Genomic DNA, 19,047 nt, shown 5'->3' with positions numbered 1-19,047 from the left:
ATTGGGAGGCGTAAACATCTCGGGATGCGATTCCGCTAAACGGATGTAATACCGGTTTTGATTTTCTTTACCGGTGTCATTTATGAAGTGCTTATTTTTAAAAACTTATACGATGTCCGGATTATTTCTGCTTTTCGGACGGCATTCATTTCGAGGACCAAATGCGTTTATTGAATGTTTCGATTCTGCTTGCCTCCGCAGCACTGACGGGGTGCACGGTTACAGCGGCTTCCGGGCCCGATGCAGCGTCGATCGAATCTAACGCTTCCGTGAAATTTGCCTCCAAGGACAAGCAGAAAACCGCAGGTGTCGACTACGCGCTGCTCGATATCAACAGCGCCGTTCTCAATTATGTCGGCGATACCACAACCACGACCCTGCTCGGCAGTTTCGGCGGCGGCAAGGGCGGCGTTCCGGCCCTGCCGATGGGTGTCGGCGATGTGGTGCAGGTCGCGATCTTTGAAAGCCAGGCCGGCGGCCTGTTTATCCCGAACGACGCGGGCAGCCGTCCCGGCAACTTCATCAGCCTGCCGAACCAGACGGTCGACCGGGAAGGCAATATCAGCGTTCCCTATGCGGGCAAGATTCGCGCCACCGGCCGCAATGTCGAGGATGTCCAGAGCGAAATCGAGGAACGGCTCGCCAACCGCGCCATCGAGCCGCAGGTTCTCATCACCAAGATTTCCAGCCGCTCCGCGCAGGCCTCCGTGCTGGGTGACGTCAAGGAGCCGACCAAGGTTCAGCTTTCGGAAGCAGGAGATCGCGTTCTCGACGTTATCTCCTATGCAAAGGGCCTTAGCGCCCCGAATATCGAATCCTATGTCACGCTGATCCGCCGCGGCAAGACCGCGCGCGTCAACTACAACCACCTCGTCAGCACGCCCTCCGAAAACATCTATGTGGTTCCGGGCGACACGATCATGGTCGAGCGTGAGCGCCGCACCTATCTCGCCTTCGGCGCTTCGGGCCTCAATGGACGTTTCGAGTTCGAGGATGCCGATCTCAAGCTTTCGGATGCACTCGGCAAGGCGGGCGGGCTGCTCGATTCCCGTGCCGACCCCGCCCAGGTCTATGTCTATCGTATCGTCAAGCGCGATCTTCTCGTGAAGCTCGGCATCAACACGTCCAAGTTCCCCGGACAGGACGTTCCGGTCATCTTCCGCGCCAATCTGCGCGATCCGTCGACCTTCTTCGCCGCCACCAAGTTCCCGATGCAGGATCGCGACATCATCTACGTCACCAATTCGCAGGCCACCGAACTCTACAAGTTCCTGGATCTCGTCGGCTCCGTTCCGGCAACGACGGGCAATGTTGCCGAGGACGTGCTTGCCACACGCAACGCCATCCGGGCCTTCTGATCGTCGGTTTCTCGCCACTTGTACCAAAGCCGCCCCGGAAACGAGGCGGCTTTTTCTTTGGCCGGAACCGGCGGCGAAGGTGAAGTGATCAAGCATGGGCTTTCGGCACGGACCGAAACCGTCTGCCCCCTGAAAGACAACGCATATAGCGACGGTCATTGTCGCCGCCATTACAAAAGTTTAAGGTGATTTCGCAGCGCATTGGGTGTCTTGTGGGGGAAAGCTGCTCCCAAGGCTTACCGCACATGTTCGGGAAACATGTATCGCTCTCATTACGCGGAATCGTCAGATGAAACGTTTCTGGACCGCCCTCAGCGTTCTTGCCATTGCAGCCGCCGGTACCTGGTATTTTAGGGATCGCTTGCCGCTCGACCAAGTTCCTTACCTTAAACAATTCGCCAGCGTTTCGCAGCAGGCGAACACCGAACCGGCGGCACAATCGGCCCAGAGCGGCCAGCCAGCCCGACAGCAGGGACAAAGACAAGGTGGAGGTCGGCGCAATGGCGGGCCACCCACCGTCAGCACCATCGCCGTCAGCAAGGCGACGCTGCCGATGGATGCAACGGCGACGGGCTGGGCGGTTGCAGCCGACATCACCAATATCGCGCCGCTTCAGGCCGGCCTCGTTACCGAAATCGAGGCGAAGGATGGCCAGCACATCGAGGCAGGCGATCTGATCCTCAAGATGGACGATCGCATCGCCCGCGCCGCCGTCGACAAGGACAAAGCCAATATCGCAGCTGATCAGGCAACGCTTGAGCAGACGGAGGCAGCCTTCCAGCGCGCCGCCAATCTGGTCAAGCAAAGCGCGGAATCGCAACAGGTGCTGGATCAGGCCAGGGCAGCGCGCGACAGCGCCAGCGCCAAGATCGATGCCGACAAGGCAACGCTCGCCTCAGATCAGGTGACGCTCGAGCATATGGAAATCCGCGCGCCTTTCGACGGACGGCTCGGCGACATCACTGTCAGCCCCGGCGCCTATCTCAGCGCAGGCGTCAATATCGTGACAATCACCAAATACGATCCGATCTCGGTCAGTTTCCGGCTTTCGCAACGCTATCTGCCGCAACTGCGTGAAGGCGTGACAAAAGACACCGCTGTTGATGTCGATCCGGCGGCAACGGGTGGCGAGCCGATGAGCGGTGTGCTGCGGTTCTACGACAATACGGTGGACCAGACCTCCGGCACCGTGCTGGCCAAGGCGGAATTCAAGAATGATCGCGGTCTTTTATGGCCCGGCCAGTCCGTCAACGTCACGGCTCATTTTGTTTCGGATGAGGAGATGATCGTCGTGCCGACGGTCGCCGTGCGGCCCGGTCCGAAGGGCAATTTCGTCTATACCGTCGATAGCGACCATCATGCCCATATGACGCCGGTGGAAGTCGCCCGTTCGAATGGCGATCTCACGGCCATCGCGAGCGGCCTGAACGGCGGTGAGCATATAATCGTCGAGGGCCAATCGGAACTTGCCGATGGCCAGCTCGTCGTCGAGCAATTTTCCGACAAGGGCGGCGCGGCCGGTAATCTGGCCGCCAATATTCCGCAGGAAAAGGTTGGCGGCCAATGATCCCGAATTTCTGCATCAACCGGCCCGTTGCCACCACGCTTCTTGCCATAGGCCTGATACTGGCAGGGCTCGCCGGCGTCAGCCTGCTGCCCGTTGCCGCCCTGCCGAAAGTGGACTTTCCGACGATCAATGTCTCGTCATCGCTGTCAGGCGCTTCGCCGCAAACCATGGCCACCTCGGTCACCACGCCGCTGGTGAAGCAGTTCGAAACCATTCCCGGCGTCAGCGAAATCAGCGCCACCAACACGCTCGGCAACAGCTCGATCGTGCTGCAGTTTGATCTCAACCGCGATATCGATGCTGCGGCCGCCGATGTGCAGGCGGCAATCTCGCGCGCGCAGCGGCAGTTGCCGAGCAACATGACGACGACGCCGAGCTATCGCAAAACCAACCCGGCCGATGCGCCGGTGCTGCTGCTCGCTGTCAACAGCAAGGAAATGCCCACCAGCAAAGTGGACGAAATCGCCGAAAACATCATCTCGCCACTTCTTTCCACCATTTCGGGCGTCGCCCAGGTCAGTATTTATGGCGCGCAGACCTACGCCGTGCGCATCGGCCTCGACCCCACGCAGCTCCAGGCAAGAGGGCTCGGCGTCGACACCGTCACCACGGCCATCGCCCAAGCGAATAATCAGGTGCCCGTCGGGGCCTTGCAAAACGAAAATCAACGCCTGACGATCGAGGCGGACACGCAACGCACCAATGCCGAGGCGTTCCGCTCGCTGGTCATTTCAACGACCAACGGCGCACGGATTCACCTCGGCGATATCGCCAATGTCACCGACAGCATCGACAACACCAATGCCGGCAGCTGGTTCGATGGCGAACAGGCCATCATTCTCGCCGTGCAGCGTCAACCGGATGCCAATACAGTCGAGGTTGTTGACGCCATCAAGGCCAAGCTTCCGGCGCTTCACCAGCAATTACCGCCTTCAGTCAATATTAACGTGATGAATGATGCCTCGATCGCGATCAAGGACGCGATCTCGGACGTGCAGTTCACGCTGTTCCTCACCATCGGGCTGGTGGTGGCTGTCATTTATCTCTTCACCGGACATCTGACGGCAACCATCATTCCGGGGCTTGCCGTGCCGCTGTCGCTCATCACCGCCTTCGGCATGATGTATGTCCTGGGTTACAGCATCGACAATATTTCACTGCTCGGACTAACCCTGTCCGTGGGGCTGGTGGTGGACGATGCCATCGTCATGCTGGAAAACATCCTGCGCCTGCATGAAAAAGGCCTGCCCATGCGGGAAGCCGCCCTTCAGGGCGCGGCAGAGGTCAGCAGCACCATTCTGTCCATGTCCATCTCGCTGGTTGCCGTCTTCATTCCCATCCTGTTGATGGGCGGCGTCATCGGCAGGCTCTTTAACGAGTTCGGCATGGTCGTCACGCTGGCGATCATGGCCTCGGCGCTGGTGTCGCTGACGGTGACGCCGATGCTCGCTTCGCGCCTCTCCGGCCATTCTTCCAGACCACCGGCGATCATCCGCTGGTTCGATGCGGGTTTCGAACGTACGCTACGCGCCTATGGTCACGCCGTCGGCTGGTGCCTTTCCCATCGCCGCATCATTTTGGCATCATTTCTCGCCTCGGTCGCGGCATCGCTTTATCTCTTCGAAACCCTGCCCTCCAGCTTCTTCCCCCAGGAAGATATTGGCCGTCTTTCGGTCTCGACACAGGCGCGTGAGGATATTTCCTACACGGCGATGCGTGACCTGCAGGCTCAGGTCGCCGATCAGATCCGCAAGAATCCGGCCGTGGTGCACGTCACCTCCATTGTGGGCGGCAATTCCCGTAACCCGCTGAACAACGGCTCGATGTTCGTGGAACTGAAGCCTAAGGAAGAGCGTGCGCCGCTGAGCCAGGTGCTCACGGAACTTGGGCAGGCCACATCGAAAGTGGCGGGCATCCGCACCTATATCAATCCACAGCAGAGCCTGCGTTTCGGCGGGCGCAACTCTGCCAGCCAATACCAGCTCGTCGTTCAGGGCCTGAATGCCGACACGACCAATGAATGGTCGAACAAGCTGATGGAGGCGATGCGCCGCGATCACACCTTCACGTCAGTCACCTCGGATGCCCAGAATGGCGCGATCGCCGCAACGATTTCCGTCGATCCGGAAAAGGCGGCCGCCTTCGGCATCACCAATGACCAGCTGCGCAAGACGCTGGAAATGTCTTTTGGCGGTTATACGGCGGCGCAGATCCAGTCCACCGGCGACAGCTACGACGTTATCGTGGAATTCGACAGCTCCAAACCGTGGAATGATGATTTCCTCAGCGATATCAACATTCTCTCCGCAAAATCGGGCGTTCTGGTTCCGCTTTCAAACTTCGCCACCCTCACCCGCACACAGGCGCCTGTGACCATCAACCAGACGGGCCAGCTCGTCTCCACGACGATTTCCTTCAACCTGCCTGACGGCGTGGCGCTTTCCGATGCCACAAGCCGGATCGATCAGATAAAGAGCACGATAGGCCTGCCGCAGGATGTCTTCACCAGCTATGGCGGCACGGCGGCGATCTTCCAGCAGAGCCAGGGCAATACCGGCATTCTCATTCTGGCGGCGGTGCTGACCATCTATGTGGTTCTCGGCGTGCTCTACGAAAGCTTCATCCACCCGCTGACCATCCTCTCCGGCCTGCCGGCGGCGGCCTTCGGCGCGCTGGTGGCGCTGAAGGTGATGGGCATGGATTTCTCGATCATCGCGCTGATCGGCCTGCTGATGCTGATCGGCATCGTCAAGAAAAACGCGATCATGATGATCGACGTAGCGGTGGAATTGATGCGCGAAAAGGCCGAACCACCGGCTACAGCCATTCACGAAGCCTGCGTGCGCCGGTTCCGACCGATCATGATGACGACCTTCTGTGCACTCCTTGGGGCGCTCCCCATTGCGCTCGGCTCGGGCGCGAGTTCGGAACTGCGCCAGCCGCTCGGTATCGCCGTGGTCGGCGGCCTCATCGTCTCGCAATTGCTGACGCTGTTCATCACGCCTGTCATCTTCGTGGAAATGGACAGGTTTGGCCACTTCCTCACCGGTCTGTTTTCCCGCAAAAAATCAACCGAGAAACATGCTGAACAGCAAAAGCCGGAAGGCGCCGCAGAGCCCGATTCCGTCGCGGCTTAATACAGGCTTCCGAGCGCTTCAACGCCTCGGAAAAACCTGCCGACTGCAGCTGAAATGAGACGGTTCGGCCCTGCAGATCCGGGGCTTCGATCGAGAGCCGAGATAAGTTCGACGAAGGGCGCGAAAGACACGACACAACCGACAGGAAGGCAGGTGCTCACCTGCACTTCCTGCAGCCGCACATTGTCGGATTTTATCGAAAAGAGCTTGGTGACAGCCAGACCGAACGGCATGACGATGGTGCCTGAAAGCTGTCCCGGCGTTTTGGAATCATCAAGCCGGAATTCGACCGAGACGACAAGTTTGCGGGGTTTTTCCTCAAGCTGCACCTGCGCAATGGCGCAGAGCGGTTTGGCCGGCGCCGTCTCCGTGGTGTTCGGATCGGCGGGATCTTTTTTCACTGGTGCCGCACAGGCAAGTTGCCAGCTTCCATGAACTTCATGCAGCGGTACGGCCGGGTTCGCGGCTTCCTGCGCACCCGCGTCACCCGCCATGGCCCCGGCGAAGACGGCAACAGCAAGCGCCGCATTCCGCGACATGTTTGGTCTGAACGGCATCAGAAACGGACTCCCAGTTCGGCTGAAGCGGATTGATCCAGCACACCCGCCCCAAAGACCGCGCCATAACGGAATGTCAAAGTGGCGGAAGGACCAAGATCGTAGCCGAGCCCTAGGTTAGCCCGAGATGGTGGCCCGACCGACCGAATGTCGGCCGATCACGACAGCGCCCCCGACAAAAGTGGTGCCGGTATTATCGAAACTCGATAGATTGTCGAGAGTGAGCCAACCATGGCCCGAACCGCCACCCAGGTAGACATTCCCACCGGAGATCCCCCTGCTGCCGGTGAGGGAGACTTCCCCAATGCCTACGCCGCCAGTAAATATGTCATGTTTGTTCGACCAATCGCCGCCGGAAAAATTTAACGTGCCCGCGACCAAATCCTTGTTGCCGAGTTTTGTATTGGAAGTCTTAAGGCCGCCCTCCACTGACAGCGACCCATCCAGAGTAATGCCAATGCTGAGTTCGTCGATTTCTGCGACACGCCCGGCGGCTATTGTCGGGCCTTGAGCGTCGATGGCGGCGAGGTCGTTCGCTCCCGGCACACGCGTGTACCCAAACCAGCTACTTGGCGAGAACCAATCATCCGAGGAAGAGCCAACCCAAGCGATGGATTCTGCAAATGCAGCAGGCGCGATGGCAGAGGAACGCCAGCGCAAGGAGGCTCGTTGATGCCCGCAAGAAGAACTGCCGGACGGGCTTAAAACCTGAACCGGCCTTCGACGCCTCTTCCCGCCACAAACCACCGGTAATCAATTTTTCCTCATCGGCGCATCATTTCGCCTGTTAGGCCCGGCGAATCATCTCTTGCAGCCACTTAACCCGGCTTAAGAGATCAGCGTCAGTATAAAAAGCGAAGAATGCTATTTTACTTCGCAAAAAAGGAGCGCGACCAGTGCGCTCCTTAGAAAAGCGGAGTGTTTCCATAATAACGGCATCACTAATACCGAATTTTCCGGAATGACCGAAGGTTCCACTATTGCCGGGCGAAGCGACCGAAGGTGCCGCCCGAAAAACACAGCGGATCGCCATCACGATGCGCGGCGCGCAGCACCTCGCCGACGATGATGGTGTGGTCGCCCGCATCATGGGCCGCCGCCTGCCGGCACTCGAAACGGGCAAGCGTTCCAGGGATGACCGGCACGCCTTCGTCGTTCAATTCCCAGTCCAGATCGTCGAAGGCACGGCCGTTGCGGGTAAAGCGGGCGCTCAGCACGTCCTGATCCGCACTCAGAACGTGGATGGCAAAATGGGTCGCACCGCTGAAGGCCTGATAACGTGATGAGCTTTTGGCCGGTGACCAGAGCACCAGCGGCGGATCAAGCGACACTGACGCAAAGCTGTTGACTGTCATGCCGATCGGGCCTTCCGGCGTGGTGGCGGTCACGACAGTCACGCCTGTCGTGAAAGCGCCGAGCGCATTGCGAAAGCTGCGGCTGTTTTCGCCGCCGGGAACGAATACATGCTCATTGGGCATCTTGATCGCCTCTGCCACTGTCATCACGGCACCTCTTTTCCAATCGCAAGGGTGTAGAGTTCGAACCAGGTCTGGCGGTCCATCGTCACGCGGAGCGCATCGGCTGCGGTTCTGATACGCTCTATATTATTGGTGCCGAGCACCGGCACGATCTTCGCCGGATGACGCAGCAGCCAGGCGATCGCGACAGCCGTCGCATCAACGCCCTGTTCCTTGCCGATGCGCTGCAGGGCAGCCATGGTGCCACCATGAGCACCCGAAAACAGCGAACCGCCGCCAAGCGGCGACCATGCCATCGGAGAAACGCGCTTTTCCTGCAGGAAAGCGAGATCGCCATTGGTAAAGCAATCCGTGGCGAGAAGGCTCATCTCGATCTGGTTGGTCACCAGCCGATTGCTCATGGCCGATTGCAGCAGGGAAAAGTCCCACGGGCGGAAGTTGGAGACGCCGACGGCCTTCACCTTGCCGGACGCCACCAGCGCATCGAGCGCCTTGCCGGTTTCTTCCGCGTCGATCAGCGGGTCCGGACGGTGAATGAGCAGCAGATCGACGTGATCTGTTCCCATGTCGCGAAGAGATGCCTCAACCGAAGCATTGATGTGGCCAGCCGTCGTATCGTAGTGCTTGACGCGGGCGGCGGAGTGGCGGCCGGCCGGCGCAACGATGCCGCATTTGGTAACGATTTCGATCTTGTCGCGCAGTGCGGGCGCGGCCTTCAGGCCCGCCCCCAGAATCGCTTCCGCCGTGTATCCGCCGTAAATATCGGCCTGATCCATGGTGGTGATGCCCTGCGCGAGGCAGGCCTCGATCTTCGCCTGCACATGGGCGGGCGATGTATCGGCGTCGTCACCGATGCGCCACATGCCATAGACGATGCGGCTGAGTTCGAGTTTGTCGGAAAGAGCAATGCGTTCCATCAGTGACGTTCCCCGTTGCCGAGCGGCGTGGTCGGCGTTTCAGAAGGCACCCGGCCGTAGGCATGCGGCAGGGAGCAGGTTTTAATCTGCGGCAAAACCTTGGTGCCGAAATGTTCCGCCTCGTCAAGATGCGGATAACCGGAAAGGATGAAGGCACGGATACCCATCTTCTGGTAGTCCTCCAGCGCCGAAAGAACCTGATCCGTCGAACCGACCAGCGCCGCGCCGCAGCCGGAGCGCGCCCGGCCGATGCCGGTCCACAGATTGGGTTCGACATAACCGAACTTGTCAGCGAGTTCGCGGGCTCGTGCCTGATGCGAGACGCCGAGCGAACCGCTGTCATGAGCCCGGTTGCGGATCAGCTGGCCATACTCATCATCCAGCTTCGAGACCAGATGTTCGGCATATTCGCGGGCTTCCTGCTCGGTATCGCGCACGACCATATGGACACGCAGGCCATAATCCAGCGTGCGGCCATGGGCGGCGGCGCGCTCATTGGCGGCGCGCATGCGGTCTGCCAGTTGATCCTTCGTCTCGGGCCACATCAGATAGACGTCACATTGTGCGCCGCAGAGTTCCAGCGCATCGGGAGAGTAACCACCGAAATAGAGAAGCGGGCCGCCATTTTGCTGGTAGGGTCTTGCCGGTTCGGTCGACACGCCCTTGAACTGGTAGATCTCGCCGTCATGATCGATGGTGTCGCGGGTCCAGGCCTGACGCAGAATCTCAACGACCTCGTGGCTGCGCTTGTAACGGAAGGCGCTGTCGGCCACTTCGCCGGGGAAATCGGAGCTGATGACGTTGAGCGTCAGGCGGCCCTTCAGCATGTGATCGAGCGTGGCAACCGTGCGCGCCAGCATGATCGGCTGCATCTCGCCGCAGCGGATCGCCGCAAGGAAATTGATGCGGTCGCTGATCGGCGCACAGCCGGCGACGAAGCTCAGCGTATCCTGCCCGACCTGATAGGACGAAGGGCAGAGAATGTTGCGAAAGCCGAGTTCTTCGGCTTTTTTGACGATATCGGAGCAATGCTCGAAGCTGGAGCGCAGGCTGCCGTCAGGCACGCCGAGATAGGCGTAGTCATCGGAACACAAAGCGGAAAACCAGGAGACCTCGGCAGCATCGAGATCAGCGGATGTAACGGGTACGACGGTCATGCAATTCCTCCTCAAGGCCGCTCTCGTTTTTCTTGCATAACATCAAGAAATATGTAAATCAATGATGTATCAATTTTTGTTTCGTGGGAGGAAACGGTATATGAAACACACTGGCGGCAGCCTGCCCATGTATATGCAGATCGCCGAAATGCTGGTGCGCGAAGTGGCGGCGGGCCGGTTGATCGATGGCGAGAAGCTGGCGCCGGAGCGCGATATGGCGGCCGATCTCGGCATCGCCGTCGGCACACTGCGTAAGGCGCTTGCCGAGTTGCAGGAACGCGGCCTTCTGGAGCGCGTGCAGGGTTCCGGCAATTACATCCGCGCCGTCAGCGATCCGCAAAGCGTCTACGCCTTCTTCCGGCTCGAACTGATCGAAGGCGGCGGCCTGCCGACGGCGGAGGTTCTGGATGTGGCGCGCCTTGCCAAGCCTGCCAACCTGCCCGCCTTCGGCACATCGGCGGAAGGGCACAGGATCCGCCGTCTGCGGCGCATCGCCGGCAAACCGGCAGCCATCGAGGAGATCTGGCTTGACGGCTCTTACGTCGACACAATCGCCATCGAGAACATGTCGGAATCCCTCTACCTCTATTACCGCACCCGCCTCAACCTCTGGATATCGAAGGCGGAGGATCGCATCGATCTCGGCGACCTGCCCGAATGGACGCCCGAGGTTTTCGGCCAGAAAGCCGGCGTTTCGGTGCCGCGGGTTCTGCGCCTCAGCCAGGCGCAGGATGGCGCCGTGGCCGAAGTTTCATGGACCTGGTTCGACCATACCGTCGCACGATACGTTTCACGCATACGTTGAGATTGCGCAAATTTCGCGTGATCCACATGGATGAAAGAATTTGACGGGAGGCAAGCAAGCAGCGGCCTGCCGTCGGGCTGATTTTGCAGTTATATTTCTTTTAATCAATGAGTTAATAGTTTTTGATTTCTGTCAGAAATAAAATTGATACACTATTGATTTCCTTTTTATGAAAGGTAATATCACGACCTCAGGGAGACAGGCGTTTCGCCATCCCACGATATCGCCAGACAATCGGGATCGATTTTCGAAGATGCGATGCGTGGAATTTGAAGGTTGATACCGGCTATTGCGTCCATTCAAATTCTGGACGCGCCGGTCGTGAGGAGGAAAATATGGCTTCGGTCAGCCTGCGCAAGCTGGACAAGAGTTACGGTGCGCTTCGCATCGTCAAGGGCATCGACCTTGAAATCAACGATGGAGAATTCGTGGTGTTCGTCGGCCCTTCCGGCTGCGGCAAATCCACGACGCTGCGCATGGTCGCGGGGCTGGAAAGCATTACCGACGGCGAGGTGAGGATCGGCGACCGTGTCGTCAACCGGCTCCCGCCGCGCGAACGCGACATCGCCATGGTGTTTCAGGACTATGCGCTTTATCCGCACAAGACGGTGCGCGAAAACATGGGTTTCAGCCTGAAGGTGCGCGGTGTCAGCGCATCGCAGGCCAATGCCAGCATTGACGAGGCGGCGAGGATGCTCGGCATCGAGCACCTTCTCGACCGGCGACCCGGCCAGCTCTCGGGCGGCCAGCGCCAGCGTGTGGCCATGGGCCGCGCCATCGTGCGCCGTCCGCAGGTCTTCCTGTTCGACGAGCCGCTTTCCAATCTGGATGCCAAGCTGCGCGGACAGGTGCGCACGGAAATCAAGCGTCTGCACCAGCAGCTCGGCACCACCATCATTTACGTCACCCACGACCAGGTGGAGGCCATGACGCTGGCGGACCGCATCGTCATCCTTCGCGGCGGCGATATCGAGCAGGTCGGCACACCTGACGAGGTCTATAACCGGCCGGAAAGCGTCTTCGTGGGCGGTTTCGTTGGCGCCCCGGCGATGAATTTCGCCCGCGCAAAGGTGAGCGGCGACCGGCTGGCATTTTCCGATGGCAATTCCCTGCCGATGGCCGCCATCCGGCCATCCCGCGAAACGGGCCTCGACGGGCGTGAAGTCATCGTCGGCATTCGCCCGGAACATTTCGGCCCCGTCGAGGGCTTCGACACGCAGCTTGCGGTCAAGGTGCAGGTTGTGGAACCGCTGGGTTCGGACACGCTCGTCCATTTCAGCCTTGGCGATGCGGCGCTGACCGCACGCATGCCACCGCAGCTTCGGCCGACGCCGAACGAGGAACTGCGGATCGGCGTCGATCCATCCAAGGTCCATCTTTTCGACGCGGCAACGGAACGCTCTATCCACTGATCGCCCGGCGAAAAATGCCGCGGCCAAGGGTTTAATAACGGGAGGAACACATGACATTCAAAGCTATCCGGGGCAAAGCCCTTATGGGTGCAGCGCTCTGCGCGACCATGCTCGCCTTTTCGGGACAGGCCTTTGCCGACGCCGAACTGAAAATCTTCGTTTCCAGCCAGCATCAGCCGGATGTGTGGCGCAAGGCGCTTGATCAATATGAGGCCAAGACGCCGGGTGTGAAGGTGGTCATCGAGACCGGCGGCAACACCTCGGAAATGCAGGCGCAATATCTCAACACCGTCATGTCGGCCAAGGATTCAAGCCTCGACGTGCTAATGCTCGACGTCATCCGCCCGGCACAGTTCGCCACGGCCGGTTGGACCAGCGATTTTGCCGGCAAGGCCCTGTCCGCCTACCTGCCGACCTATGCGGAAGCCAACACCGTGGATGGCAAGATCGTGGCGCTGCCCGCCTTCGCCGATTCCATGTTCCTTTATTACCGCAAAGACCTGCTCGACAAATACGGCATCAAGCCGCCGACCACCTGGGACGAGCTGAAGGAAGCTTCCAAGAAGGTGATGGAAGGCGAAAAGAACCCCGAACTTCAGGGCCTGTCCTTCCAGGGTAAGGCGATCGAAGGCGCGGTCTGCACCTTCCTCCTGCCCTACTGGAGCGAGGGCAAGTCCCTGGTTGAAAACGGCAAACTGAATTTCGACAACAAGGCCGCCGTGGATTCGCTGAAGCTGTGGAAGAGCTTCGTCGACGAAGGCATTTCCAAGAAGAACATTTCGGAAGTGGCAACCGACGATACCCGCAAGGAATTCCAGGCCGGCAAGGTTCTCTTCGCCGTCAACTGGTCCTACGCCTGGACCCATTTCCAGGGCAAGGAATCGCAGGTGAACGACAAGGTCGGCGTCGCCCGCCTGCCCGCCGTCAAAGACGGCGAGCAGACGACCTGCCTCGGCGGCTGGGAATTCGGCGTTTCCGCCTATTCCAAGCAGCAGGACGAAGCCAAGAAGCTGGTGGAGTATCTCTCGGGTCAGGATGTGTCGAAGTTCATGGCCATCAACGCCGCCCTTCTGCCCACCTATGCCGCACTCTACAAGGATGCGGACGTGACCAAGACGATCCCCTGGTTCGCGGACGCCCTGCCAGTCGTTGAGACCGCGAAGGCCCGCCCCGTGACACCGCGTTACAACGAGGTCAGCGAGACAATCCGCACCACGGTCAATGGCGTGCTTGCCGGCGTGATGACACCGGAAGACGGCGCAAAGCAGATGGAAAGCCGTCTGCGGCGCGTTCTGCGCTAAGCTTTGGGCCGGAAGGCGGCATGCAAACCATGCCCTTTCCGGCCGTTTCGACTGACAGGAATAAAGCCGCCTGAACGGCGCGATAAACGGGCCGGATATAAACCGGTCCGATCGGGAGACGATGACGTGAATCCAGTTGCGGGAGTGGCAGACGTGACAATGCCTGATAGAACCATGGTTCGGGTGGACGAGAAACCGCAGCCGCGCTGGACGCGGTGGCTCGATCTCGGCGACCGGTCGCTGGCCGTGCTTCTGCTGGCGCCGGCAGCGATCCTGCTTTCGCTTATCATCGTTTATCCGGTGGCGCGGCTCGTCTACACCTCGTTTTTCAGCCTGTCGCTGACATCAGGCCTGCCGGCGGAATTCATCGGCTTTGAAAACTACACGGCGATGTTTGACGATCCGATCTTCTGGGAAACGACCTGGAATACGGTTCTGATAACGCTGATCACCGTGCCTGGCGCGCTGTTCATGGGCCTAGGGCTGGCGCTGCTCGCCAACCTCCCCTTCTCCATGCAGTGGCCGATGCGCCTGTCGCTGCTCATTCCCTGGGCGCTGCCGCTCTCTTTTGCCGGCCTCATCTTCGCATGGTTCTTCCATTACGAATATGGCGTGGTCAATGACGTTCTGAACCGGCTGGGCTTTGAAGGCATCATCTGGTTCAACTCGCCGAACTGGGCCTTTGCGGCCATCTGCCTGACGATCATCTGGAAAACTTCGTCGTTCATGGCGCTGATGATCCTCGCCGGCCTTCAGACCATTCCACGCTCGCTCTATGAAGCGGCTGATGTGGATGGCGCCGGCAAGGTCCGCCAGTTCTTCGAAATCACCCTGCCGCTTCTCAAGCCCTCGATCGTCGTCGCCCTCATCTTCCGTACGATCACGGCGCTGCAGACCTTTGATATTCCTTACATGATGACCGGCGGCGGCCCCGGCACGTCCACCACAACGCTTGCCATGTATATCCACCAGAACACCGTTTCCTTCCTTGATCTCGGTTACGGTTCGGCGCTGGCGGTCATGATGTTTGCGCTCTCCATGTGCGTTACCGCCGTTTATCTCCGCATCATTAGGACGAAGGACTGATCCCATGAGCACCGTTGCAAATTCCGGTCTGTCCTCCGTCTTTTCCGGCAAGCCGCTGCGCTTCATCGCGGCCTCCATCCTGCTGGTCAACGGCCTCTTCCCGGCAATCTGGATCCTCTTCACCTCGCTGAAGACCGAAGCGGAACTGACGGTCAAGCCGATCACGTGGTTTCCGCATACCCCGACGCTTGCTAACTACATGCAGGCCTTTTCCGACCAGCCGCTGCACCTCTTCCTGTTCAACAGCTTCATGGTGGCCCTACTCTCCACGGCGCTCACCATTCTGATTTCGGTGCTGGCGGCTTATGCGCTGGCGCGGCTGAACCTCAAATACCGGGCGCTGATCCTCTCACTCATCATCGCCGTTTCCACCTTCCCGCTGGTGACGCTCTTGGTGCCGCTGTTCGAAATCATGCGCGCGCTGAACCTGCTCAACAGCTGGACGGCACTGATTCTGCCTTACACGGTCCTTTCTCTTCCGGTCTGCACGCTGATGCTCGTCTCTTTCTTCGAAAGCATTCCGCGCGATCTCGAAAACGCCGCCATGATCGACGGCTGCACCCGCATCGGCGCACTCTTCAAGGTCGTCGTGCCGCTCTGCGCACCGGGCGTTTTCACCGCCGGTATCCTCGCCTTCGTCAATGCCTGGGATGAGTTCCTGCTGGCGCTGTCCTTCAATTCCAATCCGGCGCTCCGCACGCTTCCCGTCGGCATCCAGCTGTATCAGGGCGAGTTCGCCTTCCCTTGGCCGGTCATTTCGGCGGCGCTGGTGGTCGGCATCGTGCCGGTCGCGATCCTGATCGTCATTTTCCAAGAACGGGTTGTCTCGGGCCTCACCGCCGGTGGTCTCAAGGGCTAAAAGGTTAAGTCATGCATTTCGAAACGACCAAAGACGGCTTCACACTCGCGATCGGCAACCGCACCATCCTTTCCCATTCGTCTGATAGTCCGGCCTTCTTCGCCGGTTTCGGCAAGGAGCGGATGGATATGTATCGCGGCAATTTCGATATCGAAGACTATGTCATCGAGCGAACCGCCCTACGCCATGCGGAGGTCAACGGCGACAGCGTCACGCTCTCATCCTCACCGGGACAGGCACCGCGCCTTCGCCTGACGCTCGACGGTAACGCCGTCCTGCTGACGGCGCTGGATGAAACCGTCAACCGCCTCTGGCTGCGCATCGTTGCGGAAACGGACGAGCATGTCTGGGGTGGCGGCGAGCAGATGTCCTATTTCGACATGCGCCGCCGTCGTTTCCCGCTCTGGACCTCCGAGCCGGGGGTCGGCCGCGACAAGACAACCGAAATCACCTTCAAGTCTGACGTCAGCGGCAAGGCGGGCGGTGATTATTACAACACCAACTATCCGCAGCCGACCTGGCTCTCGTCGCGCAAATATGCGCTGCATGTGGAAACGAGCGCCTATTCGGTCTTCGATTTCCGCAATGACGATTTCCACGAAATCGAAATCTGGGCCATCCCTGAAAGGATCGAGTTTTTCGCCGGCGACAGTTTCACCGATATCGTTTCCGCGCTTTCACTGCGGTTCGGACGTCAGCCGGAATTGCCGGAATGGGTCTATAATGGTGCGATCATCGGGTTAAAGGACGGCGCCAACTCCTTTGCCCGGCTGGAGAAAATCCGCGCAGCCGGAACGAAGGTGTCCGGCCTCTGGTGCGAGGACTGGGTGGGTCTTCGCCAGACATCCTTTGGCGCCCGCCTGTTCTGGGACTGGCAGGCGAATGATACGCGCTATCCGCATCTGCGCCAGAAGATCGCCGAGCTTGCCGATCAGGGCATCCGCTTCCTGGGTTACGTGAACCCCTATCTCTGCGTCGACGGCCCGCTTTTCCCGGTCGCCGAAAAGGCTGGTTATTTCGCCACCAACGCCGAGGGAAAAACGGCGCTGGTGGATTTCGGCGAGTTCGATTGCGGTGTGGTCGATTTCACCAATCCGGCCGCCGCCGAATGGTTCGCCGAGGAGATCATCGGCAAGAATATGCTGGATTTCGGCCTTTCCGGCTGGATGGCCGATTTCGGCGAATACCTGCCGATCGATATCACGCTTTCCAATAGTGTCGATGCCAAGCTGATGCACAATGCCTGGCCAACACTCTGGGCCGAGGTCAATGCGAAAGCCGTCGAGAACCGGGGAAAGACCGGCGAAGCGCTGTTCTTCATGCGGGCCGGCTTCACGGGCGTGCAAGCCCATTGCCCGCTGATCTGGGGCGGCGACCAGTCTGTCGACTTCTCCCGTCACGACGGCCTGGTCACCGTCATCTGCGGCGCGCTTTCCTCCGGCCTCATGGGCAATGCCTATCACCACTCCGACATCGGCGGTTATACCAGCCTGTTCGGCAATGTCAGGACCGCTGAACTCATCATGCGCTGGACGGAAATGGCCGCCTTCACGCCGGTCATGCGCACCCATGAGGGCAACAGGCCGCGCGACAATCTGCAGATCGATCAGGATGACACGGTTCTTGCCCATTTCGCCCGTATGACATCCATCTATGTCGCGCTCGCCCCCTATCTGAAGTCGCTCTCCGCCGAGGCTGCAGAGTCGGGCCTGCCGGTGCAACGCCCCCTCTTCCTGCATTATGAGGATGACCGGCAGACCTACGCCATTCAGGACTGCTACCTCTACGGGGCGGACATGCTTGTCGCACCGGTCTGGAAAGCCGGAGAAACGCAACGTTCGCTCTATCTTCCGGGCGACGGCGAATGGGTGCATCTTTGGAGCGACACGCATTATCGCGGCGGGCGAGACATTACCGTCGAAGCGCCGCTCGGCGAGCCGGCGATATTCTACCGTGCCGATAGCAGCCAGCGGCAGCTGTTTGAAAAACTTCGCACCATCGGCTGAACGATAGCGGGTTCGTTCTCCATCACCCCGTCAGGCGGGGTGATGTGATGGCCTTTTTAAAGAGGGCGGTCATCGCGTCGCTGATGCCCTGCGACGGGCTGACTTCGAAGAACAGTCCCGGAGAAGCACATTGCTGCATGCGTGCGCCGATTTCCGGCTGAAAGGGCGCGATCCAGCTATTGTACCAGTCATTGGTCGGCAGCGGCAGATAGGTGGTGTAGAGCACGGCGATCCGGAAGCCCTTTTCCTTCAGCTTCGTGCAATATTTGATATCGATCGGCTCCTGACAGCGGCCGCTGGTCGTCTTTTTGGTGCAGCTGGATGGCTTGTAGCTATCGCCGACACCGTCTGAAACGAAGAAGATAATCTTCTCGGGGCTGGCCGAACTCGCCCCGGTGCCAGAATTGCCGATCTTGTCGCCGATCTGAGTGAGTGCCCGGTCGAAATCCGTCTGCTGGTCGTTGTTAAATCCCTGCTTTGGGATCGACATCAGGTCGACTTCACCGGCTTTCTTCTTCGCGGTCGCCAGATCCGACGTCAAGGGAACGACCTCGAGCAGCTTCGTATCTTCGGCTTTCTCTCCGAAAGTGTAGACCGCCATGCGATATTGATTGCTGCTTTTGCGGTTGGACTTCGCCGTGTCCATAAGGCTCGCCGTGGCCTTTGCGACCACATTGATGCGCGTCGTCACTCCGAGGCTTTTGGCCTTGTAATAATAGCTGTTCTTGTCCACCACCCCGTTTGTCACGATGTGACAGGCGAAAGCGCATTTGTCGCTCGTATTCGCAACCATGGTGGCGACATCGGCCGGCGTGGCGCCAACGCCCATCGAAGGAGTGTTGTCCAGAAGCACATAGAAGTCGCTGAATGTTTCCGTCTCGTATTTGGCGGTCGCCTTGCCCGAAACAGTGATGAGATCCTCTCCGAGGACCCGTGAAAGCGTCGTGCCGATGGATGCCTTGAAGCTGACCGACGATTCGATGGCGTTACCGCGCTTGATCACCGACACGTCGAGAGACAGGAGCTTGTAGTCGGGATTGGCCCTCTCATTGCTTTCGAAGAATGCGGAAGCCTCATCGCCGCCAAGCGTAATGACGCCGTCACTCGACATTTCCTTTGCCTTGTGAACGCTCGCCGACGTATCGGCAACCACCGCGAGGGCCGCGGCATCCGCCGCCATCTGCAGGTCTGATTTGACGGCCATGCCGTGCGTCACATCAAGGGCCACGCCGGCGGCGCCAATCAGCGGCACCATCAACAAGGCGCTGAGAATGCCGAAATTTCCCGATTTATCCTGCCAGAAGCTCTTCAAATTCGCCCCCAATCATCTTTCCCGGGGTCAAATTAGTCGTACAATATTGAAAGGCAGTTTCAAGAGATAACTAATTTTCGATAAATCTAATTTCC

General features: G+C 59.3%; 15 protein-coding genes. 9 read left to right on the top strand and 6 right to left on the bottom strand.

Annotation, left to right across the window (positions count from 1 at the left end; translation table 11 throughout):
- The first annotated feature begins 161 nt into the window (after positions 1-161).
- From V6S97_RS14060 to V6S97_RS14050, 3 genes are all read left to right on the top strand, one after another.
- A complete protein-coding gene (locus V6S97_RS14060; protein WP_099087154.1) occupies positions 162-1,358 on the top strand; it encodes a polysaccharide biosynthesis/export family protein in 1,197 nt (398 codons plus the stop codon).
- A gap of 289 nt (positions 1,359-1,647) precedes the next feature.
- Complete coding sequence (locus V6S97_RS14055; RefSeq protein ID WP_112356375.1) at positions 1,648-2,925, top strand: efflux RND transporter periplasmic adaptor subunit; 1,278 nt, start codon at positions 1,648-1,650, stop codon at positions 2,923-2,925.
- Complete coding sequence (locus V6S97_RS14050) at positions 2,922-6,062, top strand: efflux RND transporter permease subunit (RefSeq protein WP_112356374.1); 3,141 nt, start codon at positions 2,922-2,924, stop codon at positions 6,060-6,062. The genes V6S97_RS14055 and V6S97_RS14050 overlap by 4 nt, the downstream gene beginning before the upstream one ends.
- Here the strand turns inward: V6S97_RS14050 and V6S97_RS14045 are convergent.
- The 5 genes from V6S97_RS14045 to V6S97_RS14025 all read right to left on the bottom strand — a co-directional run bounded on the left by V6S97_RS14045 (position 6,059) and on the right by V6S97_RS14025 (position 10,171).
- Entirely contained in the window at positions 6,059-6,619 is a 561-nt protein-coding gene (locus V6S97_RS14045) for an invasion associated locus B family protein (RefSeq protein WP_373426360.1), read from the bottom strand. The two genes, V6S97_RS14050 and V6S97_RS14045, sit on opposite strands and share 4 nt — an antisense overlap.
- A 117-nt stretch (positions 6,620-6,736) precedes the next feature.
- A complete protein-coding gene (locus tag V6S97_RS14040) occupies positions 6,737-7,279 on the bottom strand; it encodes a hypothetical protein (RefSeq protein ID WP_183229842.1) in 543 nt (180 codons plus the stop codon).
- A gap of 317 nt (positions 7,280-7,596) precedes the next feature.
- On the bottom strand, positions 7,597-8,121 hold the full coding sequence (locus tag V6S97_RS14035; RefSeq protein ID WP_003506438.1) for a flavin reductase family protein: 525 nt from the start codon (positions 8,119-8,121) through the stop codon (positions 7,597-7,599).
- Positions 8,121-9,014, bottom strand: coding sequence for an aldo/keto reductase (locus V6S97_RS14030; RefSeq protein ID WP_080866809.1), 894 nt, complete (start codon positions 9,012-9,014; stop codon positions 8,121-8,123). Before V6S97_RS14030 ends, V6S97_RS14035 begins: the two co-directional genes overlap by 1 nt.
- Positions 9,014-10,171: an LLM class flavin-dependent oxidoreductase gene (locus V6S97_RS14025; RefSeq protein ID WP_111793232.1), complete on the bottom strand. Its 1,158-nt coding sequence runs from the start codon at positions 10,169-10,171 to the stop codon at positions 9,014-9,016. The genes V6S97_RS14030 and V6S97_RS14025 overlap by 1 nt, the downstream gene beginning before the upstream one ends.
- Before the next feature lie 100 nt (positions 10,172-10,271).
- On the opposite strand from V6S97_RS14025, the gene V6S97_RS14020 reads away from it, so the two are divergent.
- From V6S97_RS14020 to V6S97_RS13995, 6 genes are all read left to right on the top strand, one after another.
- Positions 10,272-10,976: a GntR family transcriptional regulator gene (locus V6S97_RS14020; RefSeq protein ID WP_080866812.1), complete on the top strand. Its 705-nt coding sequence runs from the start codon at positions 10,272-10,274 to the stop codon at positions 10,974-10,976.
- A gap of 335 nt (positions 10,977-11,311) precedes the next feature.
- The gene (locus tag V6S97_RS14015) at positions 11,312-12,388 is read left to right on the top strand and encodes an ABC transporter ATP-binding protein (protein WP_080866814.1); all 1,077 of its coding nucleotides are present in this window, start codon (positions 11,312-11,314) and stop codon (positions 12,386-12,388) included.
- 50 nt (positions 12,389-12,438) lie between these two features.
- Positions 12,439-13,689, top strand: a complete 1,251-nt coding sequence (locus V6S97_RS14010; protein WP_111793268.1) for an ABC transporter substrate-binding protein — start codon at positions 12,439-12,441, stop codon at positions 13,687-13,689.
- A gap of 174 nt (positions 13,690-13,863) precedes the next feature.
- Positions 13,864-14,775 carry a carbohydrate ABC transporter permease gene (locus V6S97_RS14005; RefSeq protein ID WP_003506425.1) on the top strand — a complete coding sequence of 304 codons (912 nt, stop codon included), beginning with the start codon at positions 13,864-13,866 and terminating at the stop codon, positions 14,773-14,775.
- Positions 14,776-14,779: 4 nt separating this feature from the next.
- Positions 14,780-15,634 carry a carbohydrate ABC transporter permease gene (locus V6S97_RS14000; protein WP_060726889.1) on the top strand — a complete coding sequence of 285 codons (855 nt, stop codon included), beginning with the start codon at positions 14,780-14,782 and terminating at the stop codon, positions 15,632-15,634.
- Positions 15,635-15,645: 11 nt separating this feature from the next.
- Positions 15,646-17,640, top strand: a complete 1,995-nt coding sequence (locus V6S97_RS13995; RefSeq protein ID WP_112356373.1) for an alpha-glucosidase — start codon at positions 15,646-15,648, stop codon at positions 17,638-17,640.
- 22 nt (positions 17,641-17,662) lie between these two features.
- Here V6S97_RS13995 and V6S97_RS13990 read toward each other — a convergent pair whose 3' ends face one another.
- A complete protein-coding gene (locus V6S97_RS13990; protein WP_060726994.1) occupies positions 17,663-18,952 on the bottom strand; it encodes a TadE/TadG family type IV pilus assembly protein in 1,290 nt (429 codons plus the stop codon).
- Positions 18,953-19,047: the final 95 nt, after the last annotated feature.

Origin of the sequence: Agrobacterium sp. CCNWLW155 (assembly GCF_036888815.1) — a bacterium.
GTDB classification, from domain to species: Bacteria; Pseudomonadota; Alphaproteobacteria; order Rhizobiales; family Rhizobiaceae; genus Agrobacterium; species Agrobacterium radiobacter.
This window is presented reverse-complemented; position numbering and strand designations above follow the sequence as displayed.